Below are 13,999 nucleotides of genomic sequence, written 5' to 3'. Positions count from 1 at the left end.
GTTCAGTTGGCCAGACGGACCTTGGGGCCGCGTTGAGCCAGCAGCCGATCGTGCACCATCATGACGACGCCAAGCTGTGAGCCTGGCCATGTCACCAGGCCCAGGATGAAATAGATGTTCTGGATCGTGGACGGCGTCTGCAGTGTCAGGATCGAATCCACGCCGAACAGGTACATCGCGGCTCGCCACGTCAGCGTCAGGCCAAGGCCGGTCGCCATCACCGCCATGAAGCGATACGGAAAAGCCCCACGATCCCTGGGCCGATACCGCCACACCGTCGCCGCGATGATCAGTGACATCACCCCGCGCGTCCCGGAAACGATGGCCGTGCGCACGGGCCAATTCGGCCAGACGTACCAGAGCAGGATCAAGGGCACGACATACGCCACCACCAGCACGCCCAGCGCCAGCCACGGCACGCTCAAACGAAAGAACTGCCGCAAGCCCACGAACGTCAGCATCATGCCGAGGCCGAGCAGCGTATTGCCGAACAGATTGAACGGCAGCCACGGAATCAGGGGATTCAGCGGCATCGACATATTGAACGACACAGCGATCAGGCTGATGGCGTCCGCCCACGCGCTCGTCTTGACACCCGCGATCCCACTGCGGTAGAGGGAGAACAATACCCCCGTCATCAACAGGCAGATGCAAACAGCGATGCTGAGCCATAGCGTAGGTGTAGGCATGATTTTTATCTCCGGTTTTTGCCTGGTTCTACTTCTTGTTGTGCAATGATGCGATCCCGTCCGCCGTTCTTCGCCTCGGCCAGCGCCCGGTGGGCACGCTCCACCAGGGCCTGCGCCCTCTCCTGTCCATCCCACTGCACCAGTCCGGCGCTGAACGTATAGCCGATGGACCAGCTGCCATGGGAGCAGGCCTCCCCACGCACCGCCCGCAGCAATTTTTCGCTGGCCAGCCGAGCGGCATCGATGGGCGTATCAGGAAAGAGCACAGCGAATTTTTCGCCATCGACGCGTCCGATCAAATCCTCTTCCCGCAGGACGTCGGTCGCCAGGATCGCGAAATGCCGTAGCACCGCATCGCCCAACTGGGGGCCATACGTCTCGTTGATGTGGGCGAAGCGGTCGATATCCAGGACCAGCAAGGACAGCCGTCTGCCGTTGCGCGCGGCGCCCGCGACCGTCTTGCCGGCCAGCAGCCACCACGCCTTGCGCGACAGCACACCCGTCAGGGCATCGGTGTTGGCTTCGCTCTCGCGCTCGCTCAGCATGCGGTCGTAAGCCATGAGTATCATGGCCAGGATCAACCCTGGCCTGGCCAGCAGGCCGATGGACAGGACCACCGTCTGCAACATCGACGCCTGCGCCACCGACTCGATGGGATCCAGGTGCAACAGATAGGCCGTCGCGCGCAAGGCGTGGATCAGCGCCAGCAACAGCAGCATCGCCACGGCCAGCACGTAGGGATAGGCCGGGCGATGCAGGGGCCGATAGCGTACGACGGTCGCCGCCGCGGCGCATGCCAGGCCACTGAGCACGCCCGACACCAGCACGATGCGCAGGGCAACGTCACGCCAGACGCACCAGAACAACAACAGCCCCACGATCTGCACCACGATCACGGCAGCCAGGGCCACGACAGGCACCGAACGGTCGAAGAACTGCCGCATCGCCACGACATACAGCGCCATGGCGGTGCTCAGCATGGTGTTGGCAACGATGACGCCGAGCAGCCACGGCAGGTGGGGCTGCACCGCCAGCAGCAAGGCGGAGCCGCAGAACAGCAGCGCCGACAAGGCGCAGGCCTTGACGCCCGGAACGTTGTTGCGCGCGAGCGACCACAACACCCCTACCATCAGCAGGCAGACCAGGGCCGAGGAAGCCAGCAGGAGCGCGGGTGTCGGCATGTTCTACCTCGATCGCCTAGCGGCTAGCCACGATGCAATCCCTGCCGCCATCCTTGGCGGCATACAAAGCCTGGTCGGCGCGCTGGGCCATCGCCTGCGCGCTCTCCTCCCCATCCCACTCCACCAGGCCTGCGCTGAACGTATAGCCTATGGACCAATTGCCGTAGTTGCATGGGCGCCCCCGCACCACATGAAGCAGTCTCTCGCTGGCGAACAGCGCCGCATCGATGCGGGTATCCGGGAACAGCACGGCGAACTCCTCTCCGCCGATGCGCCCCACGATATCTTCGTCGGGTAGCACCTCCACGGCCGTGGCGCCGAAGTGCTGCAGCACCCCATCGCCCATCAGGTGCCCGTACGTATCGTTGATCTGCTTGAACCGGTCGATGTCCAGCATCAACAGGGAAAGTCTCTGGTCATTGCGCGCGGCGCGGGCCACGATTTTTTCCGCCAGCAGCCACCAGGCCTTGCGCGACAGCACCCCGGTCAGGTAATCCGTGTTCACCTCGGTCTCGCGCTCCGACAGCATGCTGTCGTGGATCATCAGGATCATGGCCAAGGTCAGGCCCGGCAGCGCCATGATGCCCACCACCAGAAAGGCGACCTGCACCGGTGAAGACTGCGCCAGCGAGTCGACGCTATCGACACGCAGAAGATAGACCACGGCCCGCACGGCGTAGCCCATCGCCACGAACATCGACACACCCACCGTGAACATATAGGGATAGCCCGGACGGTGGTAAGGCCGGTTGCGCAGGACGGTAATGCCCACTGCCGCCGCCAGTATCGAGTAGATGACGGACACCAGCACGACACGGCTGGTGAAATCGCGCCACACGTACCACAGCACCACCAGCCCGATCAGTTCCAATGACAGCAGCGCGGCCGCGCTGGCCACGGGCAGGCGCTGGCCGAAAAACTGCCGCACGGCCACCAGGTACATGACCATGCCCAGGCCCATCAGCATATTGGCGACGATGACGCCAATGACCGGAGGCAACACCGGCTGGGCGGCAATCAGCAAGATACCCAGCGCGGTGGTGAAGGAAGCCTGGATGCAAGCCTTGACGCCCGGGATGCCGCTGCGCGTGAGCGAGCCCAGCACGCCCAGCATGAGCAGGCTGGCCAACCCCATCACAATGAATAGCGTCGTGACTCCGATCATGGTGGTGCGCGCGGGGGGCGGGACCCTAGCGCGGCGCCGCCTTGACGATGGACATGGCGGCGGCAATCATGCTGCCCATGTCCGCCACATTGGCGGGAAGCACCAGGGTATTGCCCTGCTTGGCAACGTTGCCAAACGCCTCCACGTACCGTTCCGCCACCTTCAGGTTCACGGCCTCCATGCCGCCAGGCTGGCGCACCGCCTCCGCTACCTGGGAGATGGCCTTCGACGTCGCCTCGGCGATGGCCAACACGGCAGCCGCTTCACCCTGCGCCTGGTTGATCTGGGCCTGTTTCTCCCCTTCCGAACGGGCAATCGCTGCTTCGCGCTCGCCGGTGGCGATATTGATCTGTTCCTGGCGCCGGCCCTCGGACGCCGCGATCAGCGCCCGCTTTTCGCGTTCGGCGGTGATCTGGGCCTGCATGGCGCGCAGGATTTCATTGGGCGGCGTCAGGTCCTTGATCTCGTAGCGCAAGACCTTGACGCCCCAGTTCAGCGCCGCTTCGTCGAGCGAGGCCACGATGGTGGTATTGATGAACTCGCGCTCTTCGAAAGTGCGGTCCAGCTCCAGTTTACCGATGACCGAACGCAGGGTGGTCTGCGACAGTTGGGTGATGGCGGAAATATAGTTCGACGACCCGTAGGAGGCGCGCATCGGATCGGTGACCTGGAAATAGAGCACACCGTCGACCTGCAACTGCGTGTTGTCACGCGTGATGCAAACCTGGCTGGGCACGTCCAGCGGGATTTCCTTGAGGGAATGCTTGTAGGACACGCGCTCGACGAAAGGAATCACGAAGCCCGCCCCTGGCGACAGCACCCGGTCGAACTTGCCAAGGCGTTCGACCACCCAGGCATGCTGCTGGGGCACGATGGCAATCGCCCGCACGATGATCAGGATCACCAGCAGAACCAGGACGATCAGGACGATGGAAGAGGGATCGAGCATACGGAACACCTTATGTGTATGGATTCAGGACCGTGCGACCAGCGGACGGGGCGTCACGATCAAGCTGCTGCCGCGTACCGCCGTGATCACGAATTCACCGCTTTGGGGCGGATAACCCGGCGCCAGCTCCACCTGCCAGCTGGCACCGCGATATTGCGCACGGGCGGTACCGCCCGCATCCCAGGCATCGACGCGCAGCACCTGGCCGATGTCCAGATTGACATCGGCATTGCGCGTGGCATCCACTTCCCGTTTTTTCAACACACCGGTACGCCGCAGGATCAACAAGCCCGCCAGCGCGACGCCGCAGCAGATCAACAGCTGCGCTTCGATATTCCAACCCGCAAGCGCGGCCAACCCACCTGCCGCCAGTCCAACAGCCACCAGCAATAGATAAAAGGTGGTCCCGTTGGCGATTTCCCCGATCAGCGCGAGGACGGCCAAGCCGAACCAGATCCACATAGCTCTTTTCTCCGCGAGACATCGAGACCGGGCGCCGGCCCGATCGTCAGCGATTGTACGATTTTGGGCTAATCCCTGTGGGCCTCTATGCGATGGCTGGATTATCATGGCGTTGACTTGGGAAGACTATAAAGGTTAGCGCAGTGTTACCCGTTCTCATCCTCCATACCGGCGATCCCAACCCCAGCCTCACACAGCGCTTCGGCGGGTATGCCGCATTCATGCAAGCGGCCGCCGGCCTGGACGACGCCGACGTCAGGATCGTCGCCGTCCACCTGGGCGAACGGCCTGATGCGCCGCGGCATTACCGCGCCGCGCTGATCACCGGATCGCCGGCCAATGTGACCGATCGCGCGCCCTGGGGCGAGGATACGGCGCAGTGGCTGCGCCAGGCCGCCCAGGAAGGACTGCCCATGTTCGGCATCTGCTACGGACACCAATTGCTGGCGCATGCCCTGGGCGGAAGGGTCGATTACAACCCCGCCGGCCGCGAAATCGGCACCCGCCAGCTGGAATGCGTCGCTGACGATCCTCTGCTGGAAGGCCTGCCGCGGGCGTTCCCGGTGCAGACCATGCACGAACAGACCGTGGTGGATCTGCCGCCCGGCGCCCAGGTCCTGGCGCGTTCGGCCATGGACGGCCGCCAACTGCTGCGCCTGGGCCCCAATATCGTGTCCACCCAGTTCCATCCGGAGTTCGCGGTGGATTTCATGCGCGAGCACTTGCGCCAGTACGCCGACCTTTATGCCGGGGAGCAAATCGATGCCGGCGCGGTGGCCGACGACCTGCGCCCGACGCCGGAATCGGCCAGCCTGCTGCGCCGTTTCCTCCATATCTACGCCGCCCGCGAGCCCCTGGCGGCCTGAACGCAATAAGCGGAGTGCCGGGGCGGACGCGGTTTGCGAAGATGTGTCCATCGCGCATGACCATGCGCCCGCACGGAGTTCAACCATGAACGACAACGCCATGCCCGTCCCCCGCCATGCCGCCCTGGTCGAACAGGCCTGCCGCGCCATGGAGGCGGGCGAGACGCCGGACCTCGCGGCCCTGGCCGATCAGGCCGGCCTGAGCCGCTTCCATTTCCACCGCGTTTTCAAGTCCATGACCGGGATTACGCCCAAGGCCTATGCCAGCGCCCTGCGCGCGGCGCGGGCCCGGCGCGAACTGGACCAGGGCGCCAGCATTACCCAGGCGCTTTATGACGCCGGCTTCAATTCCAGCGGCCGCTTCTACGAAAACACCACCGCCATGCTGGGCATGACGCCCACCGAGCGACGCCGTGGCGGGGTCGGCCTGGACATCCGCTTCGCGGTCGCCCAGTGCGCGCTGGGCGCCCTGCTGGTAGCCGCCACCGCCAAGGGCATCTGCGAGATTGCCCTGGGCGACGACGCCCCGATGCTGGTACGGGAGCTGCAGGACCGCTATCCGCAGGCCACCCTGGAAGGCGCGGACGCCGAATTCAAACATTGGGTAGCCGCCGTGGTGGGCTACGTGGAAAACCCGGCGCAAGGGCTGGATCTGCCGCTGGACGTGCGCGGCACCGCCTTCCAGCAGCGGGTCTGGCAGGCCCTGCGTGCCATTCCACCCGGCACCACGATTACCTATACCGAACTGGCGCAGCGCATCGGCGCGCCCTCGGCCGTGCGCGCGGTGGCACGCGCCTGCGCCACCAACCCGGTGGCGCTGGTGATTCCCTGCCATCGGGTGGTGCGGCAGAGCGGCGCCCTGGCCGGCTACCGCTGGGGCGTCGCCCGCAAGCTTGAACTGATCACGCGCGAAGGGAAGATCGTCCGGACGGCATCCGGACTATCCAGTACCGAAAATCAAAACAAAATCACCCAGCCGGCATAGTCGCGGCGAAAAAAAAGGGCTGCCTCTCGCAAGAGGCAGCCCTTTTTGTATTTACCGCTGCAGTGTCCGCCGGAGCGATGCGCTGGCAATCACCAGCGCCGCCCCCGCGTCATCCCTTGGCCAGAAGCTGCCAGGTGTCGACCACCGTATCCGGGTTCAGCGACATCGACAGGATGCCTTCGGCCATCAGCCACTGCGCGAAGTCCGGATGGTCGCTGGGGCCCTGGCCGCAGATACCGACGTACTTGTTGGCGGCCAGGCAAGCCTTGATGGCACGGCGCAGCATGAACTTGACCGATTCGTCGCGTTCATCGAAGTCGGCTGCCAGCAGTTCCATGCCGGAGTCGCGGTCCAGGCCCAAGGTCAGCTGGGTCATGTCGTTCGAACCGATCGAGAATCCGTCGAAGTGCACCAGGAACTCGTCGGCCAGGATGGCGTTGGACGGCACTTCGCACATCATGATCAGGCGCAGGCCGTTGTCGCCCCGCTTCAGGCCATGCTTGCCCAGCAGGCCCACCACGCGTTCGGCCTGGCTGACGGTACGCACGAAGGGAACCATGATCTCGACATTGGTCAGGCCCATTTCACCGCGCACGCGCTTGAGCGCCTCGCATTCCATGCGGAAGCAGTCTTCGAACTCCGCGGCGATGTAGCGCGACGCGCCGCGGAAGCCCAGCATGGGGTTCTCTTCCTCGGGCTCGTAGCGCGAACCGCCCACCAGCTTGCGGTACTCGTTGGACTTGAAGTCCGACATGCGCACGATCACCGACTTGGGCCAGAAGGCGGCGGCGATGGTGGCGATACCTTCGGCCAGCTTCTCGACGAAGAAGGCACGGGGGCTGGCATAGCCGCGCGCGGCCGATTCCACCGCCTTCTTCAGCTCGCCGTCAACGTTCGGATAATCCAGCACCGCCTTGGGGTGGATGCCGATGTTGTTGTTGATGATGAATTCCAGACGCGCCAAGCCCACGCCTTCGTTGGGAATCTGGGCGAAGTCGAAAGCCAGCTGTGGATTGCCGACGTTCATCATGATCTTCACGTCCACCGGCGGCATTTCGCCGCGGCGCACTTCCTCGACCTCGGTTTCGATCAGGCCGTCATAGATACGGCCTTCGTCGCCTTCGGCGCAGGACACGGTCACCGACTGGCCTTCCTTCAGGTCGTCGGTGGCGGTGGCGCAACCGACCACGGCCGGAATACCGAGTTCACGGGCAATGATGGCGGCGTGGCAGGTACGGCCGCCACGGTTGGTGACGATAGCCGAGGCACGCTTCATGACCGGTTCCCAGTTGGGGTCCGTCATGTCAGTGACCAGCACGTCGCCCGCCTGCACCTTGTCCATTTCCGACACGTCGGCGACGATGCGCACCGGGCCCGAGCCGATCTTCTGGCCGATGGCACGGCCGGTGACCAGCACCTTGCCGGTGGCCTTCAGGCGATAGCGCTGCTGCACGTCGGCGGTCGATTGCTGCGACTTCACCGTTTCCGGGCGTGCCTGCAGGATGTAGATCTTGCCATCGACACCGTCGCGGCCCCACTCGATGTCCATCGGGCGCTTGTAGTGCTTTTCGATGATGACGGCGTAGCGAGCCAGCTCGATCACTTCCTCGTCGGTCAGCGAATAGCGGTTGCGTTCCGACACCGGCACGTCGACCGTGCGCACGGCGCGGCCTTCGGGACGCTCGGGATCGAATTCCATCTTGATCAGCTTCGAACCGATGCGGCGGCTGACGATGGGATAGTGGCCCTGCTCCAGCGTGGGCTTGAAGACGTAGAACTCGTCGGGATTGACGGCGCCCTGCACCACGGTTTCGCCCAGGCCGTAGGACGACGTGACGAACACCACGTCCTTGAAGCCGGATTCGGTATCGATGGTGAAGAGCACGCCGGCGCTGCCCTTGTCGGAGCGCACCATGCGCTGGATGCCGGCCGACAGGGCGACTTCCGCGTGGGCGTAGCCCTTGTGCACGCGATAGGAGATGGCGCGGTCGTTGTACAGCGACGCGAACACGTGGCGGATCTTGTCCAGCACGTCATCGATACCGACGACGTTGAGGAAGGTTTCCTGCTGGCCGGCGAAGGAAGCGTCCGGCAGATCCTCGGCGGTGGCCGAAGAACGCACGGCGAAAGTACCCTTGCCGTCGCTGTCCAGCTGGGCAAAGGCGTCGCGGATCTGCTTCTCGAATTCGGCCGAGAACGGCTCGTCGACCAGCCATTGGCGGATTTCCGCGCCGGCCAGGGCCAGTTCACGGACATCTTCCGGATTCAGGGTGGACAGGCGATCGGCGATACGCTTGTCCAGGCCCGACGACTGGAGAAAGTCGCGGAAGGCCTGGGCGGTCGTGGCGAAGCCGCCCGGGACGCGGACACCCGCGCCGGCCAGCTGGCTGATCATTTCGCCGAGAGAAGCGTTCTTACCTCCTACCGAGTCCACGTCCGTCATGCGGAGCTGCTCGAAAGAAACGACATACGACATTGAAGTCACCTTTTACAATGGAATGAAAGCGAGTTTGGTCAGGACATCCACATACCCTGACCAAACTGGCCTTGGGACCGCTTTTTGGGGTGACTTATCGGGGTCCGATTGTACCCGGTCAGCTTCTCCTTACCTCCAGCCCCGTCGGAATTTTTTACATATGTCCACAACCCCTACCGAACGCACCGTCTACATCGTCTCGGACAGCACCGGCATTACGGCCGAGACCTTCAGCCATTCGGTCCTGGCGCAGTTCGAGGAAGTCAATTTCCGCCAGATTCGGCTGCCTTTCGTCGACACTTTGCAAAAGGCGGAGGAAGCCGCCCTGCGCATCGATCGCAATGCGGCCGAAACCGGCATGCAGCCCATCGTGTTCAGCACGCTGGTGCATCCCGAGATCATGGCGCGCGTGCGCCAGGCCAACGGTATCTTTCTGGATCTGTTTGGCACGTTTGTAAGCCATATCGAACAAGCCCTGGGTCTGAAGTCCAGCCACTCGATCGGCCGTTCGCACATGGCCGCCAATAGCGAAAAGTACCGCAACCGGATCGACGCGATCAATTTCAGCCTTTCGCACGACGACGGCCAATTCATCACCAATCTGGCCGAGGCGGACGTGATCCTGGTGGGTGTCTCCCGTTGCGGCAAGACGCCGACCAGCCTTTATCTGGCGATGCAATACGCCGTCAAGGCGGCCAACTTTCCGCTGATTCCGGACGATTTCGAGCGTGGCACCCTGCCCTCGACCCTGGCGCCCTATCGTGACAAGCTGTTCGGGCTGACCATCCAGCCCGATCGCCTGGCGGAAGTGCGCAATGAACGCCGGCCCAACAGCAAGTACGCGTCGCTGGAGCAGTGCCGCTACGAGGTGATGGAAGCCGAGCGCATGATGCGGCGCGCAGGGATCGACTGGCTGTCGACCACGACCAAGTCCATCGAGGAAATTTCCACGACGGTGCTGCAGGAAGTGGGATTGGATCGGGCGCTGTAAGCGGCTCCCAGGGGGCGACACCGGCGGACTGGCAAAGCCAGCTCCGCGGTGTCCACGACCAGGAAGGCCAGTGCTCCAGGCAAAAGCGCCTACGCGCGCGGCAGGTGACGTCTTTTCTGCTCGAACAGGCAGATCGCTGCGGCGGCGGCGACATTGAGGGACTCGACGGCCGCGCTGTCGTGGGGAATGTGCAAGCGCAGGGTCGCCGCGGCCAGCAGGTCCGCCGCTACGCCCTGCCCTTCGTGACCGAAGACCCATGCGCAGGCAGGCGGCAGCGCGGCTTTGTACAGCGATTGCGAACGATCCAGGGTGGTGGCGGCCAGCGGCACGTCCAGGCGCGCGACCAGCGCCGCCAGATCCACTTTTTCGTAGACCTGCAGGGCGAAATGCGCACCCTGCGCGCTGCGCAGCACCTTGGGCGACCACGCCGCCGCGCAACCTTCGGACAGCATCACGTGGCGGATACCCGCCGCCGCGCTGGTGCGTAGCAGCGTGCCGATATTGCCGGGATCCTGCACACGGTCCAGCAGTACGCAACCCTGCCCCACCCGCCCCGGCAATTCGGGCCGTGGGGGCTGCACCAGGAACAGCACACCCTGATCGCTTTCCACGCTGGCCAGGCCATGCAGAAGACGCGGCTCCAGGGACACACAGAGCTCGGGCGGCAACTGGGCGGCCAGGTCCGCCAGTTCCGGCTTGTCCAGGCGCGCGGCATCGAACAGCGCCCGCTGCGGCAAGCCCTGGTGCTGCAGCCAGGCCTGGCACAGGTGCACGCCATCGAGCAAGGCAGGCGCGTCGCGCCGCCCCGCGGCAGTGGCAATGCGGTGCAGATCCTTGACCAGCGGATTGTCGCGCGAGGCGATGTGTTTCATAAACGTCGAAAGAGAAAACAGAAGCGTAACCGTGGCGCGGAGCAGACGCCGCGCCTGAGTCAGGAACCAGGTTGCGAATCAGTCGGCGATGAGCGAGGTAAACGTCTCGACGATGGTCACATCGACCCTGCCGCCTGCCCACGCCTTGATCGGCGCGAAGCTCTGCCTGTGTTCCGGACAAGGTCCGTGCTCGCGCAAACGCTCAAGATGCATGGCGGTGCCATAGCCCTTGTGCTGGTCGAACCCGTAGTGCGGATACATTCCATGCAGGCGCACCAGGTCGGCATCGCGCGCGGTCTTGGCCAGGATGGAAGCCGCCGAGATCGCCGGCACCAGCGCATCGCCTTTGATGATGGTCTTCACGCCGCACTTCAGCTTGGGCGCCTGGTTGCCGTCGACCAGGGCCAGGCCCGGTTTGATGGCCAGGCCGGCGACGGCGCGCTGCATGGCCAGCATCGTGGCACGCAGGATGTTGAGCTTGTCGATTTCCTTCACGCTGGCCTTGGCGATGAACCAGGCGTGGGCATTCGCGCGGATCAACGGCGCCAGCTCATCGCGCCGTTCGGCGGTCAATATCTTGGAATCCGCCAACCCGGCGACCGGCCGGTTGGGATCCAGGATGACGGCGGCGGCATACACGGCGCCGGCCAGGGGGCCACGGCCCGCCTCGTCCACACCAGCCACGATGACGTCGGCCAGGCCATCCATGCCGAAAAAGTCAGACTGATCCACGGGAAGACACCTCGATGATCGCCTGCGCGGCCAGCGCCGGCGTGTCACGCAACAGTTCCTGGTGCATGGCCGTGAAACGCGCCTCGACCCGTGCCGCGTTTGCGTCATCGGTCAGCGCCGTCCACGTGGCCTCGGCCAGCTTCTCCGGCGTGGCGTCGTCCTGCAACAGTTCCGGGACGGCGAAATCGCGCAGCAGCACATTGGGCAGGCCCACCCACGGCAGATAGGGACGCTGCTGTTTCGACTTCCACGACATGATACGGCGCATCCACGTCGGCAGGTAGTACGAAATCACCATGGGGCGCTTGAACAGGGCCGCCTCCAGCGTGGCCGTGCCGCTGGCTACCAGCACCGCATCGGCCGCCTCCATCACGCTCCAGGCCACCGGCGCGGGCGCACCCTGGCCATCGGCTGCACCGTTGACCGGGCCGTTGCCTGCGCCGTTGCGCCGTTCACTGCCTGCGGCCGCCAGGCCGCCCGGGGCGACGTCGTCCGCCGTAACGATGCGCAGATTGGCGACCGGATACTGGCGCAAGAACTCGTCGAATTCGGCGCGACGCTGCGCATTGACCATGGGCACCACGCATTGCAGGGCCGGATCACGCTGCTGCAGCTTTTGCAGGGCTTGCAGGAAACGCGGCGCCAGCACCTTGATCTCGGACGAACGGCTGCCCGGCAACATGGCCAGGACGCGGGCGCCCTGCTCCAGGCCCAGGCGCGCGCGCGCCGCGGCGCGATCGGGATGCATGGGAATGGTGCCAGCCAGGGGGTGGCCGACGTAGGTAACCGGAATGCCTTCCTTCTGGTAGATCTCTTCCTCGAACGGGAAGAGCACCAGCATATGGGAGACCGCCTCGCGTATCTTGTGGATGCGCTCGTAGCGCCAGGCCCAGATCGACGGCCCGACGAAATGCACCGTCGGCACGCCGGCCTGCCGCAATTGCAGCTCCAGCTTCAGATTGAAATCCGGTGCGTCGATACCGACGAACACCGAAGGCGGCGCGGCCAGCAGGCGCCGCTTGGTGTCACCGTATATCGACAGCAGGCTGGGAATACGCTTGAGCGCGTCGACATAGCCGAACACCGTCAGCGCGTGCATGGGGTGCCAGGACTCGAAACCCTGGGCCTGCATGCGCGGCCCGCCTATGCCCTGGCAGATGACGCCAGGGGTGCGTTGCTGCAGCCCCTGCATGATGCGGGCGGCCAGCATATCGCCGGACGGTTCGCCGGCCACCATGCCGATATGGTTGGAGCGGCCATCCCCGTGCACTGCCGGTGTTGCCACGGGCGTCTTGTCGACACTCACGGCCGGATGATGCCGCGGTTGCTGACATCGATGAAATCCAGCAGCACCTGTAGCGACTCGCGCGTCTCCGGCTCCTGGTCCTGGCGGGCGCGGATTTCGGCGGAGGCTTCCTGCAAGGACAGGCCACGGCGGTAGATCGACTTGTACGCGTCGCGCAGCGCCGAGATCATCACAGGGGAGAACCCGCGTCGCTTCAGGCCTTCGGTATTGATGCCCACCGGCCGGCAGGGATTGCCCGCGGCCAGCACGTAGGGCGGCGTGTCCTGCATCAGCGAGCTGTTGCCGCCGGTCATGCTGTGCGCGCCGATGCGGCTGAATTGATGCACGCCCACCAGGCCGCCGATGATGGCCCAGTCGCCCACGCGTACGTGTCCGCCCAGTTGCACCGCATTGGCCAGGATGGTGTTGCTGCCGATGTGGCAGTCATGGGCCACGTGGACATAGGCCATGACCCAGTTGTCGCTGCCTATGGTCGTGACACCGCCGTCCTGCACCGTCCCCGTGTTGAAGGTGACGAATTCACGGACCGTGTTGCGATCGCCGATTTCCAGGCGCGTCGCTTCGCCGGCGTACTTCTTGTCCTGCGGCATCCCGCCGATCGAGCAAAACCGGTAGAAACGGTTGTCACGTCCGATCGTGGTGACGCCATCGATGACGCAGTGCGGCCCTATCTCCGTCCCCGCGCCAATGCGCACATTGGGTCCGATTACGCTGTACGGGCCGATGACGGCTGAACTGTCGATATCGGCCGCCGGGTCGACGACGGCGGTGGGATGGATATTTCCGGACATTTAAACTTCCAGGCTGCGGATGGCACACATGAGCTTGGCCTCGGCCACGAGTTGGCCATCGACCAGCGCACGGCCGGAGTATTTGCAGATCGAGCGGCTCAGGCGCTCGGCATCGACTTCGATGCGCAATTGGTCGCCAGGCACCACCGGGCGGCGGAAACGCGCGCCATCGATACCCACGAAATAGTAGACCGTCGAGTTGTCGTCCTTCTGCAGCGCCTTTTCGTCGGCAAACGAGAACAACGCGGCGGCCTGCGCCATGGCTTCCAGGATGAGGACGCCGGGCATGACGGGATGGTGGGGGAAATGGCCCGTGAAGAACGGCTCGTTGATCGAGACGTTCTTCAGCGCCACGATGGATTTACCAGGCTGGATGTCGAGCACGCGATCGATCAGAAGCATCGGATAGCGGTGCGGCAAACGGTCCAGGATCCCCTTTATATCGAGTTCCATGTCTTTGATATTCCTGCAGTACGAAGGGTGATGTGGGCTGGCGCCCGCCGGCGCCAGTTTATCCCCGGCGGCACAGGCGGC

The 13,999-nt window shown here is 64.4% G+C and carries 14 protein-coding genes; 3 read left to right on the top strand and 11 right to left on the bottom strand.

What is annotated here, in order from left to right:
* Nucleotides 1-2 precede the first annotated feature (2 nt).
* The 5 genes from CEY05_RS00895 to CEY05_RS00875 are packed head-to-tail and all read right to left on the bottom strand — an operon-like array spanning nt 3 to nt 4,446.
* Nucleotides 3-689, bottom strand: coding sequence for a hypothetical protein (locus tag CEY05_RS00895; RefSeq protein ID WP_143220245.1), 687 nt, complete (start codon nt 687-689; stop codon nt 3-5).
* 5 nt (nt 690-694) lie between these two features.
* The gene (locus tag CEY05_RS00890; protein WP_088595517.1) at nt 695-1,870 is read right to left on the bottom strand and encodes a GGDEF domain-containing protein; all 1,176 of its coding nucleotides are present in this window, start codon (nt 1,868-1,870) and stop codon (nt 695-697) included.
* Between the two features lie 16 nt (nt 1,871-1,886).
* A complete protein-coding gene (locus CEY05_RS00885) occupies nt 1,887-3,035 on the bottom strand; it encodes a diguanylate cyclase (protein WP_088595516.1) in 1,149 nt (382 codons plus the stop codon).
* A 25-nt stretch (nt 3,036-3,060) separates the two neighbouring features.
* The gene (locus tag CEY05_RS00880; protein ID WP_088595515.1) at nt 3,061-3,984 is read right to left on the bottom strand and encodes an SPFH domain-containing protein; all 924 of its coding nucleotides are present in this window, start codon (nt 3,982-3,984) and stop codon (nt 3,061-3,063) included.
* 24 nt (nt 3,985-4,008) lie between these two features.
* A complete protein-coding gene (locus CEY05_RS00875; RefSeq protein WP_088595514.1) occupies nt 4,009-4,446 on the bottom strand; it encodes an NfeD family protein in 438 nt (145 codons plus the stop codon).
* Between the two features lie 143 nt (nt 4,447-4,589).
* On the opposite strand from CEY05_RS00875, the gene CEY05_RS00870 reads away from it, so the two are divergent.
* On the top strand, nt 4,590-5,312 hold the full coding sequence (locus CEY05_RS00870) for a glutamine amidotransferase (RefSeq protein ID WP_233161295.1): 723 nt from the start codon (nt 4,590-4,592) through the stop codon (nt 5,310-5,312).
* Nucleotides 5,209-6,297, top strand: a complete 1,089-nt coding sequence (locus CEY05_RS00865) for a bifunctional transcriptional activator/DNA repair enzyme AdaA (protein WP_369825864.1) — start codon at nt 5,209-5,211, stop codon at nt 6,295-6,297. The genes CEY05_RS00870 and CEY05_RS00865 overlap by 104 nt, the downstream gene beginning before the upstream one ends.
* A gap of 109 nt (nt 6,298-6,406) precedes the next feature.
* Here CEY05_RS00865 and ppsA read toward each other — a convergent pair whose 3' ends face one another.
* Nucleotides 6,407-8,773 carry a phosphoenolpyruvate synthase gene (gene ppsA / locus CEY05_RS00860; RefSeq protein WP_088595511.1) on the bottom strand — a complete coding sequence of 789 codons (2,367 nt, stop codon included), beginning with the start codon at nt 8,771-8,773 and terminating at the stop codon, nt 6,407-6,409.
* Between the two features lie 160 nt (nt 8,774-8,933).
* On the opposite strand from ppsA, the gene CEY05_RS00855 reads away from it, so the two are divergent.
* Complete coding sequence (locus tag CEY05_RS00855) at nt 8,934-9,764, top strand: pyruvate, water dikinase regulatory protein (RefSeq protein WP_088595510.1); 831 nt, start codon at nt 8,934-8,936, stop codon at nt 9,762-9,764.
* A gap of 89 nt (nt 9,765-9,853) precedes the next feature.
* On the opposite strand, the gene CEY05_RS00850 is transcribed toward CEY05_RS00855, so the two are convergent.
* The 5 genes from CEY05_RS00850 to fabZ all read right to left on the bottom strand — a co-directional run bounded on the left by CEY05_RS00850 (nt 9,854) and on the right by fabZ (nt 13,918).
* Entirely contained in the window at nt 9,854-10,636 is a 783-nt protein-coding gene (locus CEY05_RS00850; RefSeq protein WP_088595509.1) for an RNA methyltransferase, read from the bottom strand.
* Nucleotides 10,637-10,714: 78 nt separating this feature from the next.
* Nucleotides 10,715-11,368 carry a ribonuclease HII gene (gene rnhB, locus CEY05_RS00845; protein ID WP_369825863.1) on the bottom strand — a complete coding sequence of 218 codons (654 nt, stop codon included), beginning with the start codon at nt 11,366-11,368 and terminating at the stop codon, nt 10,715-10,717.
* Nucleotides 11,355-12,605 (bottom strand): lipid-A-disaccharide synthase, encoded by a 1,251-nt coding sequence (lpxB, locus tag CEY05_RS00840; RefSeq protein ID WP_088596166.1) that lies wholly within the window; start codon nt 12,603-12,605, stop codon nt 11,355-11,357. Before lpxB ends, rnhB begins: the two co-directional genes overlap by 14 nt.
* A 65-nt stretch (nt 12,606-12,670) precedes the next feature.
* Nucleotides 12,671-13,465, bottom strand: a complete 795-nt coding sequence (lpxA, locus tag CEY05_RS00835; protein ID WP_088595508.1) for an acyl-ACP--UDP-N-acetylglucosamine O-acyltransferase — start codon at nt 13,463-13,465, stop codon at nt 12,671-12,673.
* Nucleotides 13,466-13,918: a 3-hydroxyacyl-ACP dehydratase FabZ gene (gene fabZ / locus CEY05_RS00830; RefSeq protein WP_088595507.1), complete on the bottom strand. Its 453-nt coding sequence runs from the start codon at nt 13,916-13,918 to the stop codon at nt 13,466-13,468.
* Between the last annotated feature and the right edge of the window lie 81 nt (nt 13,919-13,999).

The sequence above is a fragment of the Achromobacter sp. HZ34 genome, from assembly GCF_002209485.1.
In the GTDB taxonomy this organism is placed as follows: domain Bacteria; phylum Pseudomonadota; class Gammaproteobacteria; order Burkholderiales; family Burkholderiaceae_B; genus Bordetella_C.
The sequence above is the reverse complement of the archived record's forward strand: the minus strand, read 5'-3'. Positions and strand labels throughout refer to the sequence as shown.